The following is a 19,309-nucleotide window of genomic DNA, read 5'->3' as shown; positions in this document are numbered from 1 at the left end:
TGTGCAAAGAACGGTAAAAATCCCGTTCATCCAGCCAAATGAGTGAAAAGAGGGGCATAACTGCCCCAGAAAGTGTCTCATCCAGCCGGAAACGGGCAATTAACGGCATAATTGCCGTAGAATGCCCCATCCCTTTAACCGCTCAGTCCACCCGACTGAGTCAAGCCAGACCATCATCAAACAGGCAGGGGAGTGAACTCATGAAGATCATGACGATTTTAGGCACGAGGCCTGAAATCATCCGCCTCAGTGTTATCATTCCGCTTCTCGACGAACATGCTGAGCGGCACATCCTGGTGCATACCGGCCAGAACTTCACCGCCAGTCTCAGCGGCATTTTCTTTGCAGAGCTGGGACTGCGGGCACCGGATTATGTGCTGCAGGATAAGCAAGCAGGACTCGGCGGCCAGCTTGCCGCCATGTTCGGAGGGCTAGAGAGCATTTTACAGAAAGAACAGCCAGACCGTGTCTTGCTTCTGGGGGATACGAATAGCGCGTTATGCGCGATTTTGGCGGAACGAATGGGTATTCCGGTGGTGCATATGGAGGCAGGCAACCGCTGCTATGACCTAAAAGTGCCCGAAGAGAAAAACCGCCGTGTCATAGATGCCGTTTCGACCATTAATATGCCATATACACAGCAGAGCAAAAGACATCTAATCAGCGAAGGCTTCCCAAGCAGACGTATTGTGTTAACAGGAAATCCGATTCATGAGGTCATGACTCATTTTGGAGCAAAAATCCAGGCCAGCAGCATTCTGGAGCAGCTGAATCTTACCTCAGGGCAGTATTTCCTAGTCACAGCACATCGTGCAGAGAATGTAGATGATCCAGAGTCCCTTGTACAAATTATGTCAGGTCTTAACGCAGTGGCTGAGCATTTTGGAATTCGTTTAATATGCAGCATTCATCCTCGCACTCGCTCCAAACTAACCGAGCAATTTTCTCTTCCAATGAATCCTCTCGTTGAATTTCATGAGCCCTTCGGATTTTTTGATTTTGTTTATTTGGAACAGCATGCCTTATGTGCCATTACCGATAGTGGGACTGTTCAGGAGGAATGCTGCTTGATGAAAGTACCAACCGTTACGATTCGCAGAACAACGGAGCGTCCAGAAACGGTGGATTGCGGAAGTAATGTGGTATCAGGTGTAGACCAGAAAAGTATTCTACGTAGCGTCAAGCTGATGACGGCACTTCGTCGGGATTGGGAAGCTCCGGAAGGGTACTTGACTCCGGATGTTTCGGTAAAGGTAGTTAAATTTTTGCTTGGAGGGAACCTGCATGTTCAATAATAAACGGATTGTGGTCACAGGCGGCACCGGTTCCTGGGGGCATGAGCTGATTAGGCAACTTCTGCCGCAAAATCCTAAGGAAATCATCGTATTCTCCCGCAGTGAGTCCGCTCAGGTGGCGATGAGCCGGGAGTTCGAGGATCAACGTCTCAGCTTTATCATTGGCGATATCCGTGACAAGGATGCGCTGATCGCCGCCTGCCGCGGCGTTGATTATATCTTCCATTTGGCGGCGCTCAAACATGTTCCGGTCTGTGAAGATCAGCCCTATGAAGCGCTCAAAACCAATGTTGTAGGCACTCAGAATGTGATCGAAGCAGCCATTGTGAATGGCGTTGAGAAAGCCATCTACATTTCTACGGATAAGGCTGCAAACCCGTCGAACTTCTATGGAATGACCAAAGCGATTGGGGAAAAATTGTTCGTCTATGCCAATCTAATTGGCTCAAACACCCGCTTTGTAACCGTACGTGGAGGGAATGTGCTCGGAACGAACGGCAGCGTAGTACATTTGTTCATGAAGCAGATCAAGGACAAGGGACAGGTACGTATTACCGATATGAAAATGACCCGCTTCTTTTTTACCCTGCGCGATGCGATTACGTTGTTATTTAAAGCTTCTGAGGTTAGCTTAGGTGGAGAAATCTTTGTCATGACGATGCCTACCTGCCGGATTATCGACCTGGCTGAGGTATTAATCGAGGCCTCAGGAGAGCCGAATGTAAGTATTATTGAGACCGGAATTCGTCCGGGGGAGAAAATACACGAGATTCTAATGAGCGATTTCGAAAGCTTAACAACCGTTGTCTACGATGAACAGTATCTAGTGATCCTCCCTACACTGAACATGCCAGAGTTAAAGGCACATTATAGCGCTTATCCTCATGTCTCTTTTAATAGCTTCAGCTCCGAGACGAATCTAATGGATCAGGAAGAGATCAAAAGCATCTTGATTCGAGGAGGGTTCCTGCAATGAAGCTGCTTATCCTTGGTGGAAACGGTATGGCGGGGCATATGCTGGCGGATTATTTCCGCCGCCAGGGCAAGCATCACGTCTTCCATACAACCCGGGATAAGAGCGATCTTGGCGGGCTGTATGTAGATGCGAACGATATAGCCGGAGTAGAGAAGCTGGTCCATATCGTCTCCCCTCATTGCATCATTAATGCGATGGGGGTACTCAATCAATTCGCAGAACGTGACAAAATTGGCGCTTACCACGTGAATGGCTTTCTTCCTCATCACTTGTGGCGGATGGCGGAAGTTGTGCATGCAAGACTTATTCATATCAGTACCGACTGCGTGTTTGAAGGAACACGCGGGGGGTACACAGAAGAGGATGTTCCTGATGGAACTTCTGCTTATGCGATTTCGAAAAGTCTTGGTGAGGTGCGGCAACCTGGACATCTTACGATCCGCACTTCGATTATTGGTCCGGAAATCCGCCCGGACGGCATTGGTTTGATGGATTGGTTTCTGGCACAGCGTGGTCAAGTGTCAGGATACCGCAGGGTGATGTGGAACGGAGTCACTACACTCCAATTAGCTAAGACAATGGATAAGCTGCTGGACTCCACGGTATCGGGGCTGATCCATTTAGCGCATCCGAAGCCGGTGAGTAAGTATGAGCTGCTTCAGCATATTCAGGCTGCTTTTCATAAAGAGGATGTGGAAATCATCCCTGAGGATGAACATGTTCAAGATCGAACATTAGTGAATACAAGAACGGATGTTAATTTGCCGTTGCCTTCGTACCCATTGATGCTGCAAGAGCTGGCTGACTGGATGAAACAGTCAGAGATGTCCCCATGAAAGGTCAAAAACTACTGATTACGGGGGCTGCTGGATTCACCGGTCGACATGCCGTTCATTTGTTCTTGGCAGGAGGTGCTGAGGTTACCGCTGTGGTGCGTCCGCCATCGACAGCGGGTGCCCTGGCTTCCGCCTTGTTTCCAGAAGGAGTGAAGGTTTATTACTGTGATTTAAGCAATCGGAAGGCCGTAGCTGAGATGATCAAGGAAACTACGCCGGAGGCTGTTCTTCATTTGGCAGGAAACAACTCGGTGCCCGAGTCTTGGCGTAACCCTTTGCTCTTTATGGAGACGAATGTGATGGCTACGTTGTATTTGCTCGAAGCCATGCGAAGTCTACCTGCCAGTCGAATTCTTGTAGCAGGCTCACGGCTTAAATTCAAACCGGGTGTGGTGGCAGGACCCCCACACCCATATAGCCTTAGCAAAACAATAGAAGAGCTGGTGTCTCTGGCTTGGGGGACGCTGTTTAAACAGCCTGTTCTGCTGGCTGAGCCCTGTAACCTAATCGGTCCCGGTCCTTCTACTGGTTTCTGCTCTTTATTGGCACAGCATATTGTTCGTAGTGAAGTACATGCAGGCGAAGGAATACCTCCCTTTAAACTTTCATCTCGTTATGCATTACGTGATTTTTTGGATGTACGCGATGCTGTAAGAGCTTATGATTTTATATTGCGCGAAGGTACTAATGGAACCATATATCAAATTGACTCAGGGACACAGCGGCAACTTGGGGATATTGCGGAGCAGCTGATAAGCCGCTCCAGTGCTTCAATTCCGATGGACTGGGGACCAGCGCAAGCTGCGCTCTCTATTGCGGTTAACGGAGTGGCAGGGGATAAACTAATAACTTCAGATGCCTTTGCAACACCTGAAGAAAATGTATCTTCACTGGGCTGGAAGCCGGGAATTGAGTTTAGTCAGTCCTTAACAGATATTCTGGACTATTGCCGCGTGAACTGGGAAGGACGGATGTTATGAGGCCGAAAGTATCGGTAGTGATTCCTTTTTATAACTGCCCTTATATAGAACATGCCTTGCAAAGTGTGCTTTCACAGTCTTGGGAGCCTTACGAGATCATCGTCGTCGATGACGGCTCGACAGTTCATGCAGATCTGATTAGACCGTATTTTCCACGAATTCATTATTTGGGAAAAAGTAACGGAGGGACTGCCTCCGCACTGAATCACGGTATTTTGCATGCAACCGGAGACTATGTGGCCTGGCTCAGCTCAGATGACTTATTCTATCGAGATAAAATCAATAATCAGGTGCTGTTCATGGAGCAGAACAACCTGTTCATCTCCTATACCAACTTCAATTTTATTAATGCTCAATCTCAACTACTTCAGATGAACGCATCGCTATTGTTTCCTAGTCATCTCGATTATTTACGTTGTTTTTTACAGGGGAACCCTATTAATGGCTGCACGGTCATGTTCAAACGAGAGGTGTTTGGAGCAATTGGTTTTTTTAATGAATCACTTCCCTATACACATGACTATGATTTATGGTATCGCGCGATTCTGAACGGGTATGCACCTGTGATGCTGAATCAGTCACTCACCGCTTACCGTAATCATGAAGGGATGGGGACGCTTAAGTATTATGATGTCATTATGGCAGAAGCAGCTGCAACCAACGCTCGCTACAAGGATCCGCTCCAACACTTGATCTCTTCTATGGGGGGGTAAGAAGGTTATGTACCGGGAAATTGAAGTGAATGACTTTCTACCAATCTTATTGGAGCAGTTGAAATTCTGTGAGAGTATACTGGATATCGGCAGCGGCACCGGTACCCTGCTTGAACGGTATGAAGCCGCAGTTGTCCTGGGACTAGAAATTCACAGACCTTACCTGCTGCATCGTGAATATAAATCACCTCACATCATTCCAGTGCATGGGGATGCTAGTCATATGGATAAATTATTTCTTCCTAAGACGTTCTCGGCAGTCACTTTTATCGATTCCATAGAACACTTTGAAAGGAAGGAAGGACAGAGATTACTCGGGATGGCCGAGAGAATCGCCTATAATCGTGTAGTCGTGTTTACACCTCGGGGTTTTTTTCCGCAGGAGGGAACGGACCATTATCACTTGCAAGGAGAACATTATCAAAAGCATCGGAGCGGATGGGAGCCGGAGGACTTTATGGAGCTGGGGTATGCTGTAACTGTACTTAAAGGCTTTCATCATGCTCAAAATCCATCGTTTCGTGAGGCGTATGGTGAAGGCCATGCTCCGGTAGATGCCTTATTAGCTTGTAAAACAGTATAAAGAGCGAGCTTCAGGTGAAGGAGGTGAGCGCATGAGTGAAGAACCTAAAGTGTCGGTGATCATTCCTTTTTATAACTGTCCATATGTGGATCTCGCCATCCAAAGCGTCTTGGAACAAAGTTATTCGAACATAGAGATCATTGTAATCGATGATGGATCTACGCTTTGGATGGAGAAGCTTGAGCCCTTCAGAGATAAGATTAGTTATATACGAAAAAGCAATGGAGGAACCGCCTCCGCACTAAACAAAGGGATAGAAGTGGCTACTGGAACTTATTTTGCTTGGCTAAGTGCTGACGATCTATTTCATCCGAATAAAATCAAACACCAGATGCAAATGCTCAAGAGCACAGGGACTTTGTTTAATTATACTGCCTATTATTATATAAACGAGCAGGGTGAGCGGATTTCCGAGACGATAAGTATGATTTTTAACAGCAGGGCCCATTTTATTGAGACTATGATGTTGGGCTGCCCGGTAAATGGAAGTACTGTTCTTCTCCATATGGGGATCTTCTGTGCAGTTGGGAAATTTAATGAGAAATTGTTGTATACACAAGATTATGATCTATGGTTGCGTATTTTGCCGTATTATTCATGGTCTTATATAGAGGAACCGCTGCTTGATTACCGAGTTCATAATGAAATGGGCTCAGTGATTCACAAAGAGGAGCAGAAAAAGGAGATTGAGCAGGTACAAGCAAGACATCGCCGGGTTCTATCACGCTTGTTGCAAAAGGAGAGAGGGAAATGAAATTAATATTTCCTGTTCTAACTCTAACTAGAGGCGGGGCGCAGCGTATGCTCACGGAGCTGGCTAATCGTCTGACAGAAATGGGTCATGAAGTGACGATCCTCTTACCCAGCGATGGTGTCGTAGAATACGAGATGAAATGTAAACTGATCTATGCAAAAGAAGGAGAACTGGCAGCAAGCGATTTTCCTGCAGGAGATGTGATTATCTCCAACTTCTATACCACAGTCGAGGTATCACAGCAGGCAAGTGAAGAGGGGAAAGGTATTCATGTTCGATTGGCGCTTTGTTATGAGCCTACCTTTTTACCTGACAATAGCCGTTCTTTTTCATCGTATAATATTGCACCTAACCTACTCGTTCTATCACACTGGCAACAAGGAATTGTCCAGATGAACCATGGGATTAAAGGGAGAATCGTGCCGATCGGAGTAGGTCCTGTTTTTAAAAATACGAAAATCCGTGATCGTAATAAAAGGCTGGTAATTTCTGCGATTATGCGAAAACCAGAGGGTGGATTCTCAGCTCACCGTGAGCAGGATTATTTACTTCAGCAATTAAACAAGGTTAAAGCCTACCATCCTGAGGTCGAAATATATTTAATTTCTCCTCCCGGAGAACAAGCGGAATCTACAACACTACAAGCCCTAGTGAACGACGAACGTTACCAAATAAGAACTCCAGCGAATGATACAGAACTCTGTTTCCACTATAGTGAGAGCGATATTTTTGTAAGTTCGAGCACGTATGATACAGGTTCGTTACCAGGGATCGAGGCTATGCGTTGTGGTGCAGCGCTCGTTACGGTTTACGCCGGCGGGAATAAGGAATATTGTACACATGGTCATAACTGCTTAATGTCCTACCGATTTGAGAATCGGCTTGCAGATGACATTATAACCTTAATCAGAGATCCGTCTTTACGTCAACGATTGGCTCGTAAGGGGGAAGAGGTTTCACAGGAGTTCACTTGGGAAAAAAGTACACGAATATTTCAAAATATGTTATTTGAAATTGTATCAAGAAATCCATCTTAGTATGTCCCAAAATTATAAAGAACCTTCAAATCCACATAAAGTGGTTTGAAGGTTCTTTTGCAGTTAAAAGATGGCAAAGGAGTTCATCATTTCACGAAAAGACTGCGCATATTTTTCCGTACCGTAACGTGAAACCATATAATTTCTTCCTTGCTGACGGAGTGCATTTCGCAGTGATATATTGTTCATTAGCTCTAGTCCTTCATTGACGGCCGTTTGTATGTTGCCAAGAGGATAAAATTTACCTGAAATATTATGCACAATAAAAGATCTAACGCCGTCGGAATCCGTGCTAAGCACGGGACAAGTACAGCAAATGGCTTCCGCAACGGCATATCCAAATCCCTCTGTAACAGAAGTGGATAACAGGAACCCTCCAGAATTAGCTATGGAGGAATAATAAATGGGCATCACATGGTTAGGGATGTTGGTAAAGGTACTTAGACGGTCGTTCAGACCTAACCTATGCAATTCTTCTTGGAAGAGCTGCTTTTGATCCTCTGTGGCTAATTCAGGATCATGAAACATCCATAGATGAAGGTTTGGTTTGTGAAGGCGAATTTGATGGGCAATTTTCAAATACTCCCGCCAATTTTTGTTGCTTTCCAGACGCCCGACCCAAGCGATGACCGGATCAGCCGGAGGATCGGCAGGGATATGCTGAAAGGACTGAACATCAACAATATTGGGAATGACATACCGATGTAGCCATGGACAGATTTCAATAAACAGCTCCAGTAAATGATCCGTTGGTGGGATTAAGACTGCGTTACAGTAGGAGCGGAAATAAGGGATAGCGTCTTTGATTAGATCTTCCGCATGACTCCGTTTTCCAAGTCCTTGAGATTCGTATATCAAAATACCGCCATAACCGAGCTCGCGCAGACGCTTAAGCAATAAATAATCGGATGTAACAATAATGGCATCATAGTTATGTGTCTCAAGAACTTCTTTAATCTCCTCATCTAAAGAGGAAATGAAGACCGGAAAGTTAGCCTTATTCTGGCTTCCTGAACCAGGCATTAGATATAAAACATGACATTCGATCCCATTCCGCTGGAGACTCTCGCACCGCAGCTTATTTAAAGTTTCCACCCCGCCACTCGGTATATAAAACGTGAATAAAACTTTCATGCACGTGCCTCCTGACTTTTGCGGAGCAATACCGACTTCGTTGAAATACGGCTTACTGTTTATAAGATACGCCGATGTGCATTCGCAGGTGACGGTAAACAGACATAGTTCCAAATCCTTTCAGGATAGCTTGTTCTTCGGAAGGTCATGCTAACGACTGTTACGCTGCACACATACAACAATAGAGATGGAGGATGAATTCATGATGCGATCCAAGATCAGCATGTCAGTCTCAGCCGCATTACTTCTAGGCTTGGTGAGTATTACAGGGTGTGGGACGAACACGGCAGAAAAGACTAATGTGCAAACTAATAGTGTCCGTGGGGTAAATGACGGACGTATCGGTGTAAACTCCGTACGCGGAGGAACAATGGGTACGCATAATATTACTAAAATGGAGGTCAGTCAGGAGCTTGCTGATCGTATTGCTGCTATGCCTGAAGTTCGTACAGCGAACGTAATGCTTGCAGGTAAAAATGCGTATGTCGCCGTAACGTTACATGATACAACTACTGGTCTTCGGGCCAAAGGTACTACATCGTATCGAGCCAAATCATCTACAGTTCCACACAATTATGGACCGACTGGAGTAATGTCGGGTACAGGAAGAGTGAAAATAGGGCACGATGGAATGAATGATACAGGGGCCGTAACGAATGGAACGAACGGAGCTCTGAGAGGCACTGTGAATACAGTCCCTGGTACAACAAGCACTGGACCTGCAACACTTGGCATGGGTACTCACAGAAATGGAACAACCGGAATGGGAAGTCTGGGAACAGGTACAGGTACTGGGACAACGGGGACCAGAACCCATACTTATAATAATGGACCTCTGCTGAATAGCAACGGTTCGAAACGTGATGTCAATATGGGAATGGGCATTGGTAATGGAATGGGCATGGGAACTAGAAATTCTAGCGGAACCGGAACCGGATCAGGGATGACAGATGGTTTGGGGACTGGAATGGGTATTCGCAGTACCACTCCAAACTACACCAATAGTACTCATGGTACGAATTATAGAAGTAATTCAACTCACATGAACGGTACTCATTCGACTCACATGAACAATACAAATAACACGATGAATATGAAAGAAACAGATACGGTTACTAAAGAAATTAAAGCGAAAATCGCTGCTGAAGTTAAAAAACATGATGCAACAATTAAGGATGTATATGTATCAGCAAACCCAGACTTTGTAGAGCGTGTTAACGTTTATGCAGAAGAGGCCCGTGCGGGTCATCCGATCAAGGGCTTTGTGGATGAATTCCGAACGATGGTTGAGCGAATTTTCCCAACGCGTAATTATTAATCAATAGTTCGATTTTATAAACAAAAAAAGCAACAGTCCTCTCCTTTGTGGCGAGAATTGTTGCTTTTTTATTATATAGCCACCTTATTAAATGGTAATTGGGCGACCGCCAATCCATACGCCTCGCAAATTCAATTCAGCGTCAAGACGCAGGATATCACCGCGTTTTCCGGCTTCCAAGGTACCGATGGAACGCTCCATTCCAATGGATATCGCCGGAGTAAGGCTTGCAGCATGGGAGGCCTCTTCTAGGCTGAGCCCTACTTCCTGTATGAGATAACGGAAGCCACGAATCATGGTAAGTGTACTACCCGCCAAAGCGGCAGGGTTATCTTTAAGTGTTGCGATGCCATCTTGAACTAGCACAGGTAAATCACCGATTGTATATTCACCATCACTTAGACCTGTTGCAGACATGGCGTCTGTAATCAATAACAAATTGTTATCTTTTTTTAGATTAGCCACTAGAGAAATCGCTGCAGGATGAACATGTATGCCATCGGCGATGATCTCCGCACGTATGCGTTTATCGAATAGTACAGCACCAGCAGCTCCAGGCTTGCGGTGATGTAGTGGTGTCATTGCATTAAACATATGCACGGCTTGATTTAATCCGGCATCTGCCGCAGCTATAACCTCTTCAAAGGAAGCATCGGTGTGACCAAGAGCCGCGGTAATACCATGCTTACGTAGCCAGAGGATAGCTTCTAGTGCACCTTCACGTTCCGGAGCCAATGTGACTTGCCGGATCATGCCTGGATAATCATTCTCCCATTGTTCCAGCCACTCAATATTAGCCAGAACAATATGCTCAGGATTCTGAGCTCCAGACCATTTCGGGCTGATGAACGGTCCTTCCAAATGCATGCCCACGATTTGTGTGTATGGCATCTCAGTGGCGCGATATGCGTTTATTTCAGCAAAGACTTGGTCAATGGCTGGCTTAGAGGCAGTCATAGTTGTAGCCAGCATGGTAGTTGTTCCCTGGGAGCTGTGAAATTTAGTGATGGTATTTAAAGATTCAGCATCACTATACATAAAGTCGTGGCCAGCTCCACCATGTACATGCACATCCACAAATCCAGGGATAAGCAGGTCTTCCGAAGCTTGACCACTAGCAGGCCAGTGAGCGTAAATCTCTGGAAGCCATGCTGCCTCGCCGGCATAATGAATCTGCTCACCAGATACTGCAATTACGCCATGCTTAATTAATCCTTGGGGGGTTAGCACCTTACCAAACAGTAATTTTCCTAGCGCTTCGTTTATTTCAGCCATTTTCCTGCTCCTTCATCTACAAGGACAATTACATTCGGATGGCTTTGCAGTAAAGATGCAGGGCACTGGGTAGTAATCGGACCTTCAACGGCATTCCGGATGGCTTCAGCTTTGCCGGCACCACGTACTAACAATAGAATCTGGCGAGCTTTCAGAATGTCGCCGATGCCCATAGTGACTGCTTGCCGTGGTACATCGTCCAAAGAGTCGAAGAATCTGGCATTTGCTTCCAGTGTGTCTTCAAGCAAATCAACGACATGTGTTTTGCTGCTCAGATTAGCATCTGGTTCATTAAAACCTATATGCCCGTTGCTTCCAATCCCAAGGATCTGCAAGTCAACCGGTCCGTTCTCTTCCAGCATTTTGTCGTATGCGCGGCACTCCGCTTCCATATCTGCAGCATTGCCGTTAGGGATATGTGTCTGCCCTGGGTCAATATCAATATGATTGAATAATTGCTCGTTCATGAAACTGCGATAGCTTTGCGGATGATCAACAGGAAGTCCGACATACTCATCAAGATTGAAGGAAGAAGCTTTCGAGAAGCTTACAAGTCCTTTTTGGTGCATTTCAACCAGTTTGGCATAAACACCAACTGGGGAACTCCCGGTCGCTAGACCGAGCACCGCTTTTGGATTGCTTTGAAGCAGGCTGGCAATTAGATTCGCACCCGTTTGTACAAAATCTTCATCACTGTTGAACTTAAGAATATTCATTAAGATTGACCTCCTCGTTTGTTTCGGTAATGTTGGACATTCAAATAAGATTGCTCCAGTCTAGGAATAAAATCCCCAAAACGGGTGCTGACCATTCCAGTAAACAAAATATCAATGATGTGTAGCTGGGCAATTCGTGAGGCCATATCTCCTCGGCGCATTCCTTTTTCCAGAGAAGAGGAGAACAGTGGAATATCAGCCAGAGTTGCCAAGGGGCTGCTGCCGTAAGAGGTTAAAGCGATTGTGCTTGCTCCGCTGGCTTTGGCACAAGTTAAAGCATCAATGGTCTCTGGGGTTTCCCCGGAATACGATACTGCGAATACGACATCGCCTTCAGAGAGCGAAGAGGCAGATGTAATCTGCATATGGGAATCGGCGAAAGCGGTGCAATTTACGCCAATGCGGATCAGCTTCTGATAGAAATCCTGTGCAACAATGGAGGAAGTTGCCATGCCGTAAAGATCCACTCGCCTTGCTTGGCACAATAAATTAACGGCTGCTTGTAATCGTTCCAGATCTAGGAGTGAAGTCGTATCCCGAATGGAGGTCAGGTGGTTCGTTTGCATCGCTTCCACAATAACGGAAAGCGGATTACCTGCAACGATATCTTGATAAGAAGAACCGCCATCCTGAGGCGCTGCATCGCTATGAGCAATTTCAGCCGCCAACTTTACTTTGAAATCTGGGAAGCCTTTAAAATGCAGAACCTTACAAAAACGTGTGATAGTAGCAGGACTAATACCGCATTGCTCTGCGAGTTCTGTGATGCCCATATGAACGATTTCACCTGGCGATGACAGGATCCGTTCCGCCAGCTTGCGCTCCATTTGGGAGAGCTTGGACTTTTCATGCTCAAGTGCATATAAAATTGGGGACATCCATTCACCTCGACTTCTAATGTACCTTTTTAAAATTATTTTTAAAAATATTTATTGAAATAAGAAAATTATTTTCATATTCAGAATAAAACAAAATCTAACCGGATGCAAGGGGTAAAAATGAATACAATAAGGATAATATGCGAGAATTATTAGTCTCTCTTCTATTTAAATAAAAACGGCCCACTCACAGAAGACTGCGAGGTGGACCGTTTTTGAACAATAACTGAATCGAGCTATACCGTAGAACGTTCAATAATGCGATACTCAAGCTTACGGTGTACAGGATGACTATCATTATTTTGGATCTGATCATAGATGATCCGAAAAGCTGTAACACCCATTTCAGGTAACTGGTTATCTATGGTGGTGAGACCTAAAGTTCGTCCGATCGGCTGGTCGTCAAATCCGATGACCGCCAGATCCTCAGGAATACGGATTCCGTTCTTCCACGCTTCGATGATCAGACCGGCTGCCACATGATCGCCTGATATAATCAGGGCATTGGGTCGCTTCTTCATTTTTAGCAGTTGGTGCAATACACGACCGCCATCCTCTTCATTCATACAGTCATACATCATCCATTCTTCATGAAAAGGCTGTCCGGTAGCGGCTAGAAAGTCACTAAAGGCAATTTGCCGGATGGAACTACTGCTGCCGTGCTGCCTGCCTTCACAGTAACCGATCTGTTGGTACCCCTTGTCACTCAAGTACTGCAGGCCGGAACGAAAAGCAGAATAATGCTCAATATACACGGAAGAGAAGCGGCATTCGCCTCTATCTTGGCAGATGACTATCGGGCCATATGCTGTATATTCTTCAATGACTTCTGAGCTCATTCTCGTAGATACAATTACCACGCCGTCAATTTCTTTGTTGCGCAGCATCTCCAGTACCTTGAGCTCTTCTTCATGACGATAATTGGTCTGGCACAGAATGAGTCGGTAATGCGCTAGCAGCGCTTCTTGGGCTAAGCCTCCAATAATTACAGAGAAATAAAAAAGGTTGATGTTAGGGATAATAACCGCAATGGCTTGGGTACGGCCGGTAATTAGATGTACGGCGTTCATATTACGCGTGTAGTTTAATTTTTCAATGGTATTTAGGACAATGGTTCTTTTGGCTTCACTTACATAAGGATGATTATTGAGTACTCGCGAGACCGTTGTCACGGAAACACCAGCCATACGGGCGATTTCTTTTATATTAGCCATTCGAGAACAACAGCCTCCCTTTGATGCTTGTGTGTTGTATATAGTCTTTTTATTCTATTATATCGTCCGTAAATTACATCGCAAATAAAAAGCTTGCTATGGAATCCATTTCATAAATTAGACTGTAATTGCAAGAGATTACCGGACTAAACCGGCGTAACCTAACGGGCGTGACGGACCGGTATCATCTAGTTTCATTTCTAATATAAAGGCAATAGGATCGGCTTCATTTAAAATCTACAAAAAACGGTTATCATCGTTAAAGATGACAACCGTTTTTCTTTGTAGCTATACAGTTTGTGACGCTTTTGGTGCTCTATTGCGCAGTATCTCCCACACAATAAATGCAAGGACAAGCAGCTGAGGCACTAAAGTTTCCCAAGTTGGATACATCCCCAGCCAGCTAATAGAAGGTAACCCATCCTGTACATGTGCGGGTAGTTTCCCTGCGACTTGAAGGGAGTGAATGCTCTCTCCAAGAAAGCGGAATACTAAATAGTAAATAAGAAGTGTAGCTGTACGGAAGAAGGCGGCAATCGGCAATTTCGCACTTAAGGCAATAACTGCGTAACCTACAATTCCTAGAATCACTAGAGCACTACCGATCCCTAGCAGCAATTGAGACACTTTAATGGAAGGGGCCATCCCTACATAAAAAATGGTGGTTTCTGCTCCTTCACGTAAAATCGCAAGCGCTGCTACGGAGGACAAAGACCAAAGATTGCCCTTTGCTAATGCTCCATCCACTTGCCGTCCAACATAGTTATTCCAATTTGCGGTATTTGATTTACTATGCAGCCAGCGTCCAATGGTAAGCATCATAATGACGGCTACAAGACCTGTGATGCCTTCAATCATCTCGCGTGCTCCACCAGAAGCTGCGCGGGAAATGGTATAGGTGAGTATAACGGCTAATGCGATACTTGCTACAAGTCCTACAGCTGCGCCAGACCAAATCCATTTCTGTGCTTTTGTGTTGCCATCACGCTTCAGGTAGGCAAGAAGGGCAGACAATACGAGGATCGCTTCCAGTCCTTCACGCAGAAGAATTAGCGCAGCATCCCAAGCGTTATAGGTTGTCTCACCAGCCAAAGGAGTCAGCTCAGTGACCATATTATCCATGATCTTTAAGGCTTGATCTAGCTTAGGTGGATTAGAGAGCAGGTAGCCAGTGACTGCTGCACTTTCGTTCTCAATATTGGTATAGACCGCTGGAGATGCAATCTGTACTTGTCCTTCAGCAGAAGGCCAATCTACGATGAATTGCTCCATGATATTAGCTGCTTCTGCGCTGTTTCCAGCTTTGGCAGTGGAAGAAGCTTTGTTGAGATGGCTGATCAATCCTTCAATAGATGCTGGTTTACCGGAAGTATCTCCAGCATCTATTGCTTTGCCTTCACTGTAGTCGGCAAGCAGCTGATACAAGGCTTCGGCTTCTGATTTCGCCGACTCCTCGCGGAGCGGTTCTGCCTGCAGCGCGATGCGCAGCAGGCTAATCTTCGTCTCCAGCAAGCTGTAGACGGCGGAATTATCGGCCCGGATGTTGCGCTCTGCCGGCTTCCATCCGCTGACGATGTCGCGGTACGCTGCCGCTGCCGCGTTCCAGTCGGCGCTGCGCACCGCATCCCGCGTGCGCTCTGCCGCGGGCAACAGTTTCGCCGCCGTCTCTTGGCCGGCGGCTCCGGTGTCACCGCCGTCCGTGCCGGTGGCGGCGGTGACATACGCGTCCACGCTTCTTGCGAGCGTGGACAGTGCCGTTTTGGCGGGCGCACCATCGCCCGCCGCAAGGGCCGCCGCCGCGTCTGCAAGCGCGGCGTCAACGGCGGCAGCCGGACCGGCAAGTGCCGGGTCCGGCGTGTTCGCGTTCGCGGTGCGCCACAGCGCTGCGAACGCTTCTACATCGGCGGCGGCCGCGTCCCAGCGGCTCTGGCCGGCTTCGACGAGCGCGCTGCCGACAGGCGGCAGCAGCTCGTCGACCGGGCCATCACCCTCCGCCCCCGCCGGGTTAGATAGCATCAGTATACATATGATGCTAAACAGAATCAGTCCGGCTGCCTTCGATAGCAGCCGTTTATTAAGAGAGTACATCGGGATAATCCCCTTTCAATAATGGACAGGAAAATTTGATTGGAAAAAAGGCTGACTTAGCCTAAAAGTGCTTCCCCGATGTAGCCGCCTTTACGAATACCCGGGAAGCAGGCAAATACCGCACTGCCTGTATGAGTCATATATTCGTTTAGCCGATCACTCTTGGAGAGACGCTGCTGGATCGCAACAAATTGCTTCATTAAATCCCGTTGAAAACTAATGAATAATAATCCTGCATCGAGCTGACCCGTTGCGGCATCTAATCCGCTGGAAATGGAGTAGGAGCGGCGCAGCATTTTAACTGTGCCGTCACCATGTGCTAAGGCAGAGTGTGAATCCGGCGGGATAATAGGCTTCCCGGAAGCATCAGCGGCTTTAAGATTCAGATCATCGAATTCATCCTTTGCACCGATAGGCGCTCCGTTATGACGATAACGGCCGAAGGTGGCTTCTTGATCGCTTAGAGAGGAACGGTCCCAGACCTCAATTCGGAAACGTACACGGCGAACTGCCATATAAGTGCCGCCGCTCAACCATGAAGGACCGTCACTGCTATTGTTCCAGACCACTTCGTTCATTACTGCTTCATTCGTAGTATCAGGATTACCCGTACCATCTTTGAAACCCAGAAGATTACGAGGCGTCGTCCCTTTAGGATCAGCTGTACCTGTGCGCTGGAAGCCTTCCTGTGTCCAGCGGAGTACGGCTGTGCCACGGGCGATACGTGCCAGATTTCGGATGGCATGGAAGGCCACCTGCAGATCATCAGCACATGCTTGGACACAAATATCTCCACCACACCACTTAGGATCCAGGCTGTCTCCCGTAAATGCTGGAAGATCGGCTAATAGGGTTGGACGCTTGGAAGATAAACCAAATCTGTTGTCAAAAAAAGAAGGGCCGACACCAAAGGTAAGTGTACAGCGCGAAGGGTTTAAACCATCCACTTCACCTGTATCGGAGGGGGGGAGATTAGGGTTGTCATTGACGTCTCCAATGAGGCTGCCAGTAGTAAGAGAAGCTGCGGCAGTTGTCCATGCTTGCATTAGCTTTTTTACATCGGATAGCTTCGTTGTGGTCAGATCAAAGGCTGCGAAGTAAATAAAATTTTGCGCAGGGGTTAGAATGCCGGCCTGATGACTCCCGTAAAAAGGAATGGAATCAACATCGGAGGCTACTGTTGGCTCAGCTACGGCATTGCGTGCAGCCATAACTCCACCAACACCTCCACCACCTAATAATAGACCAAGGCTAGTGGCGCCAGTAAGCCGCAGCATATCGCGGCGGCTTAGTTTTTTATCTAATATAAGATTGCTCTTGGATTGTTCATTGAGAGGGGCACCTTCTGCATTCGCTGGTACACCGGTAGATCTATTTTGCTTATTCATGATGATCACACTCCTAGAATAGTTCCCATGTTGGACAATGGCTCAGCCAATGCATCCAAATTCTGACTCAACTTACGGACATCTTCTTCCTTTAGCTCTTCATAGGAAACATATCCATCTCCAGATTTGAAAGGAGCAAGCTCAGCTTGCAAAGCTGCAAACCGTTCACCAATCGTTTTTTCCAGCTCAGCATCTTTTTTCGCCAGTTCTGGCTTTAACAGCTCGTATATCTTTTGGGCACCTTCAACATTAGCGACGAAATCATACAGATCTGTGTGGGAGTAACGTTCTTCCTCACCTGTTACTTTAGAAGAAGAAACCTCATTAAGCAGTTCTACAGCACCAGTAACGAGCAGATTGGCGTCGATTTCTACGGTCTCTACTTTTGCACGTAGAAGCTGGGCATCTTTCAATAATTGGTCAGCAACTTCGGTCATATCTTTGGTTGTGTTATCCTGCCAGAGTGCCTTTTCAAGCTTATGGAAGCCGCGCCATTCAGCAGCATCTACGTCATTCTCGCGGGCATCAATATTCGGATCCAAATCACCAAGTGCTTCTGCAATCGGCTCAATTCGCTCATAATACATGCGGGCTGGCGCATATAGTGCCTTTGCATCCTCAATTTTTGCTTCTTTAACTGCGTTCGTGAAATTTTCTGTTTGCTTTACAAATTCATCACATTGCTCGATGACGTATGTACGATATTGTTCAACCGCTGATGTAAAGTCGGCAGTAGTTGCTGTAGTGGTATCAGATGTATTTGTTGCCTTGGTACTGTTAGCAGCAGCATTTGCAGAGTTATTATTGCTAGTGTTGCTATTACTGTTATTGTTGTTACTGGCACACCCGGTAAATAGTATGGAGGCTGCAAGTAGACCTGCAGGCACGGCATATGTGAATTTCATTGAATGAAGCACCCCTTTTTTATATGTGAATGATAATCGTTATCATTTATGCTGGACTTATCATAAGTCCGTATACATTTACTGTCAATATAAAAATGTGATGTATTTCATAGTTATATTTTGCAAGATAAAAAAACTCCCGGGACTGGGAGTTGAGTTTGTAGAAATATATCTAATAACATCCGGAAATTAGCAGGTTAACACTTCGTTTGATTTGATCATTTATTTGCGCGAACGCAGCAGCTATCGGACACAGCGGCCCTCAAACGCAGCCTTTTTCGAGATTTAGATCGCTATCGGACCTCATAGTCTCTATTGTCCTGAAAAATACCAAATATTGATCTCTTTCTGAGGAATAGCTGCACTGGAGTCCGAAACCTAGCTCAAAAGGCGAAAAATATACTAATAACGTCATCTGGTCCGTAACCCTCTGAAGGAAATGATGAATATACTGTTGAAGCGGGCAGTCAACGACCAACAACACAAAACAGCGATTCTCCAATAATGGATGAATCGCTGCTATGTGTTGCTTACAGTTTTTATAATTAACCGGACCGTCTCATTTATAGGAAAAAGCTACTTATTCGACAGCCCCATTCTGTGTCGTCTTTATTTTATTGTTCATTATGGGATTCATGTTCCGTAGAGGGTTGATTTTTGAATACTTCTGCGGCTTCCTCAGCAGAAAATTCTGGTTCGAATTTACCGACTAGTGGCAATTTGTTTAATTTCGTAGTTTGTACCTCTGCCTTAGTAGGTTGATTATTTTTCGAGTTGCTCATACTTACACCTCCTTTTAATAAGAAACAACAAGTTGTAGTTTGCCCTGTAAGGAGATGATTCTATCCAAGAGAATTTCAAGTTTTGCGGGTGAATGTCCTCACTAAAGCGGTGTAATAAGCTTCGGATGGTTAAGCCCATTTTGTAGTTATGACAGCACCATTAACTTCATCAATACATAATATGTTTTGACTGTATCCCTTTACCTTGTTATACCAAACAAACCCAGGGCAAGGAGGGGTGACACCATTGAAGGGGAACGAACACCACAGCAAATTTCTGTTGACTCATCGTGAGCGCGAAGTTTTTGAGCTTCTCGTGCAGGACAAAACGACTCGTGATATCGCTGGTTTATTATTTATCAGCGAAAAAACAGTTCGGAACCACATCTCCAAGGAGATGTGGTTTGAAATTACATCGCATGTATAGTATGAATTTA

At 46.0% G+C, this 19,309-nt stretch carries 19 protein-coding genes; 10 read left to right on the top strand and 9 right to left on the bottom strand.

Annotated features, from left to right (window positions below):
- Positions 1 to 200: 200 nt before the first annotated feature.
- The 8 genes from wecB to CA600_RS21185 are packed head-to-tail and all read left to right on the top strand — an operon-like array spanning position 201 to position 7,174.
- A complete protein-coding gene (gene wecB, locus CA600_RS21220; RefSeq protein WP_094872670.1) occupies positions 201 to 1,295 on the top strand; it encodes a non-hydrolyzing UDP-N-acetylglucosamine 2-epimerase in 1,095 nt (364 codons plus the stop codon).
- Entirely contained in the window at positions 1,285 to 2,271 is a 987-nt protein-coding gene (locus tag CA600_RS21215; protein ID WP_042191479.1) for a polysaccharide biosynthesis protein, read from the top strand. The genes wecB and CA600_RS21215 overlap by 11 nt, the downstream gene beginning before the upstream one ends.
- Positions 2,268 to 3,107: a dTDP-4-dehydrorhamnose reductase family protein gene (locus CA600_RS21210; RefSeq protein ID WP_094872669.1), complete on the top strand. Its 840-nt coding sequence runs from the start codon at positions 2,268 to 2,270 to the stop codon at positions 3,105 to 3,107. Before CA600_RS21215 ends, CA600_RS21210 begins: the two co-directional genes overlap by 4 nt.
- Complete coding sequence (locus tag CA600_RS21205) at positions 3,104 to 4,087, top strand: NAD-dependent epimerase/dehydratase family protein (protein ID WP_094872667.1); 984 nt, start codon at positions 3,104 to 3,106, stop codon at positions 4,085 to 4,087. Before CA600_RS21210 ends, CA600_RS21205 begins: the two co-directional genes overlap by 4 nt.
- Complete coding sequence (locus tag CA600_RS21200) at positions 4,084 to 4,800, top strand: glycosyltransferase (protein ID WP_094872666.1); 717 nt, start codon at positions 4,084 to 4,086, stop codon at positions 4,798 to 4,800. The genes CA600_RS21205 and CA600_RS21200 overlap by 4 nt, the downstream gene beginning before the upstream one ends.
- 7 nt (positions 4,801 to 4,807) lie before the next feature.
- The gene (locus CA600_RS21195) at positions 4,808 to 5,383 is read left to right on the top strand and encodes a class I SAM-dependent methyltransferase (protein ID WP_076285980.1); all 576 of its coding nucleotides are present in this window, start codon (positions 4,808 to 4,810) and stop codon (positions 5,381 to 5,383) included.
- 31 nt (positions 5,384 to 5,414) lie between these two features.
- The gene (locus CA600_RS21190; RefSeq protein WP_094872664.1) at positions 5,415 to 6,137 is read left to right on the top strand and encodes a glycosyltransferase; all 723 of its coding nucleotides are present in this window, start codon (positions 5,415 to 5,417) and stop codon (positions 6,135 to 6,137) included.
- Positions 6,134 to 7,174 (top strand): glycosyltransferase family 4 protein, encoded by a 1,041-nt coding sequence (locus CA600_RS21185; RefSeq protein ID WP_094872662.1) that lies wholly within the window; start codon positions 6,134 to 6,136, stop codon positions 7,172 to 7,174. The genes CA600_RS21190 and CA600_RS21185 overlap by 4 nt, the downstream gene beginning before the upstream one ends.
- A gap of 63 nt (positions 7,175 to 7,237) precedes the next feature.
- Here the strand turns inward: CA600_RS21185 and CA600_RS21180 are convergent, their stop codons facing one another.
- Positions 7,238 to 8,308 (bottom strand): glycosyltransferase family 4 protein, encoded by a 1,071-nt coding sequence (locus CA600_RS21180; RefSeq protein WP_094872661.1) that lies wholly within the window; start codon positions 8,306 to 8,308, stop codon positions 7,238 to 7,240.
- 202 nt (positions 8,309 to 8,510) lie between these two features.
- Between CA600_RS21180 and CA600_RS21175 the strand changes: the two genes are divergently transcribed.
- Positions 8,511 to 9,626 (top strand): YhcN/YlaJ family sporulation lipoprotein, encoded by a 1,116-nt coding sequence (locus CA600_RS21175; RefSeq protein ID WP_094872659.1) that lies wholly within the window; start codon positions 8,511 to 8,513, stop codon positions 9,624 to 9,626.
- A gap of 87 nt (positions 9,627 to 9,713) precedes the next feature.
- On the opposite strand, the gene nagA is transcribed toward CA600_RS21175, so the two are convergent.
- The 8 genes from nagA to CA600_RS31335 form a co-directional block, all read right to left on the bottom strand.
- The gene (nagA, locus tag CA600_RS21170) at positions 9,714 to 10,901 is read right to left on the bottom strand and encodes an N-acetylglucosamine-6-phosphate deacetylase (RefSeq protein ID WP_094872657.1); all 1,188 of its coding nucleotides are present in this window, start codon (positions 10,899 to 10,901) and stop codon (positions 9,714 to 9,716) included.
- Positions 10,889 to 11,617 carry a glucosamine-6-phosphate deaminase gene (nagB, locus tag CA600_RS21165; protein ID WP_094872656.1) on the bottom strand — a complete coding sequence of 243 codons (729 nt, stop codon included), beginning with the start codon at positions 11,615 to 11,617 and terminating at the stop codon, positions 10,889 to 10,891. Before nagB ends, nagA begins: the two co-directional genes overlap by 13 nt.
- Positions 11,617 to 12,495 (bottom strand): MurR/RpiR family transcriptional regulator, encoded by an 879-nt coding sequence (locus CA600_RS21160; RefSeq protein ID WP_094872654.1) that lies wholly within the window; start codon positions 12,493 to 12,495, stop codon positions 11,617 to 11,619. The genes nagB and CA600_RS21160 overlap by 1 nt, the downstream gene beginning before the upstream one ends.
- Before the next feature lie 236 nt (positions 12,496 to 12,731).
- A complete protein-coding gene (locus tag CA600_RS21155; protein WP_094872652.1) occupies positions 12,732 to 13,709 on the bottom strand; it encodes a LacI family DNA-binding transcriptional regulator in 978 nt (325 codons plus the stop codon).
- 288 nt (positions 13,710 to 13,997) lie between these two features.
- Positions 13,998 to 15,797: an FTR1 family iron permease gene (locus tag CA600_RS21150; RefSeq protein ID WP_094872651.1), complete on the bottom strand. Its 1,800-nt coding sequence runs from the start codon at positions 15,795 to 15,797 to the stop codon at positions 13,998 to 14,000.
- 56 nt (positions 15,798 to 15,853) lie between these two features.
- Entirely contained in the window at positions 15,854 to 17,185 is a 1,332-nt protein-coding gene (efeB, locus tag CA600_RS21145) for an iron uptake transporter deferrochelatase/peroxidase subunit (RefSeq protein ID WP_094872649.1), read from the bottom strand.
- A 5-nt stretch (positions 17,186 to 17,190) separates the two neighbouring features.
- Positions 17,191 to 18,090, bottom strand: a complete 900-nt coding sequence (gene efeO / locus CA600_RS21140; RefSeq protein WP_094872648.1) for an iron uptake system protein EfeO — start codon at positions 18,088 to 18,090, stop codon at positions 17,191 to 17,193.
- 614 nt (positions 18,091 to 18,704) lie between these two features.
- Positions 18,705 to 18,872, bottom strand: coding sequence for a hypothetical protein (locus CA600_RS31335; RefSeq protein ID WP_179281690.1), 168 nt, complete (start codon positions 18,870 to 18,872; stop codon positions 18,705 to 18,707).
- Between the two features lie 247 nt (positions 18,873 to 19,119).
- Between CA600_RS31335 and CA600_RS21135 the strand changes: the two genes are divergently transcribed.
- A complete protein-coding gene (locus CA600_RS21135) occupies positions 19,120 to 19,299 on the top strand; it encodes a helix-turn-helix domain-containing protein (RefSeq protein WP_094872646.1) in 180 nt (59 codons plus the stop codon).
- The last annotated feature ends 10 nt before the right edge of the window (positions 19,300 to 19,309 follow it).

The organism is Paenibacillus sp. VTT E-133280 (assembly GCF_002264385.1).
Lineage (GTDB): Bacteria > Bacillota > Bacilli > Paenibacillales > Paenibacillaceae > Paenibacillus_AQ > Paenibacillus_AQ nitricinens.
This window is presented reverse-complemented; position numbering and strand designations above follow the sequence as displayed.

Excerpts from the sequence above, each read along its gene's own strand:
- CA600_RS21185 (WP_094872662.1), top strand. The coding sequence starts at position 6,134 with ATGAAATTAATATTTCCTGTTCTAACTCTAACTAGAGGCGGGGCGCAG.
- wecB (WP_094872670.1), top strand. The coding sequence starts at position 201 with ATGAAGATCATGACGATTTTAGGCACGAGGCCTGAAATCATCCGCCTC.
- CA600_RS21180 (WP_094872661.1), bottom strand. The coding sequence starts at position 8,308 with ATGAAAGTTTTATTCACGTTTTATATACCGAGTGGCGGGGTGGAAACT.
- efeO (WP_094872648.1), bottom strand. The coding sequence starts at position 18,090 with ATGAAATTCACATATGCCGTGCCTGCAGGTCTACTTGCAGCCTCCATA.
- CA600_RS21200 (WP_094872666.1), top strand. The coding sequence starts at position 4,084 with ATGAGGCCGAAAGTATCGGTAGTGATTCCTTTTTATAACTGCCCTTAT.
- CA600_RS21155 (WP_094872652.1), bottom strand. The coding sequence starts at position 13,709 with ATGGCTAATATAAAAGAAATCGCCCGTATGGCTGGTGTTTCCGTGACA.
- CA600_RS21210 (WP_094872669.1), top strand. The coding sequence starts at position 2,268 with ATGAAGCTGCTTATCCTTGGTGGAAACGGTATGGCGGGGCATATGCTG.
- CA600_RS21150 (WP_094872651.1), bottom strand. The coding sequence starts at position 15,797 with ATGTACTCTCTTAATAAACGGCTGCTATCGAAGGCAGCCGGACTGATT.
- CA600_RS21175 (WP_094872659.1), top strand. The coding sequence starts at position 8,511 with ATGATGCGATCCAAGATCAGCATGTCAGTCTCAGCCGCATTACTTCTA.
- CA600_RS21215 (WP_042191479.1), top strand. The coding sequence starts at position 1,285 with ATGTTCAATAATAAACGGATTGTGGTCACAGGCGGCACCGGTTCCTGG.
- CA600_RS21195 (WP_076285980.1), top strand. The coding sequence starts at position 4,808 with ATGTACCGGGAAATTGAAGTGAATGACTTTCTACCAATCTTATTGGAG.
- CA600_RS21190 (WP_094872664.1), top strand. The coding sequence starts at position 5,415 with ATGAGTGAAGAACCTAAAGTGTCGGTGATCATTCCTTTTTATAACTGT.
- nagA (WP_094872657.1), bottom strand. The coding sequence starts at position 10,901 with ATGGCTGAAATAAACGAAGCGCTAGGAAAATTACTGTTTGGTAAGGTG.
- nagB (WP_094872656.1), bottom strand. The coding sequence starts at position 11,617 with ATGAATATTCTTAAGTTCAACAGTGATGAAGATTTTGTACAAACGGGT.
- CA600_RS21160 (WP_094872654.1), bottom strand. The coding sequence starts at position 12,495 with ATGTCCCCAATTTTATATGCACTTGAGCATGAAAAGTCCAAGCTCTCC.
- CA600_RS21205 (WP_094872667.1), top strand. The coding sequence starts at position 3,104 with ATGAAAGGTCAAAAACTACTGATTACGGGGGCTGCTGGATTCACCGGT.
- efeB (WP_094872649.1), bottom strand. The coding sequence starts at position 17,185 with ATGAATAAGCAAAATAGATCTACCGGTGTACCAGCGAATGCAGAAGGT.
- CA600_RS31335 (WP_179281690.1), bottom strand. The coding sequence starts at position 18,872 with ATGAGCAACTCGAAAAATAATCAACCTACTAAGGCAGAGGTACAAACT.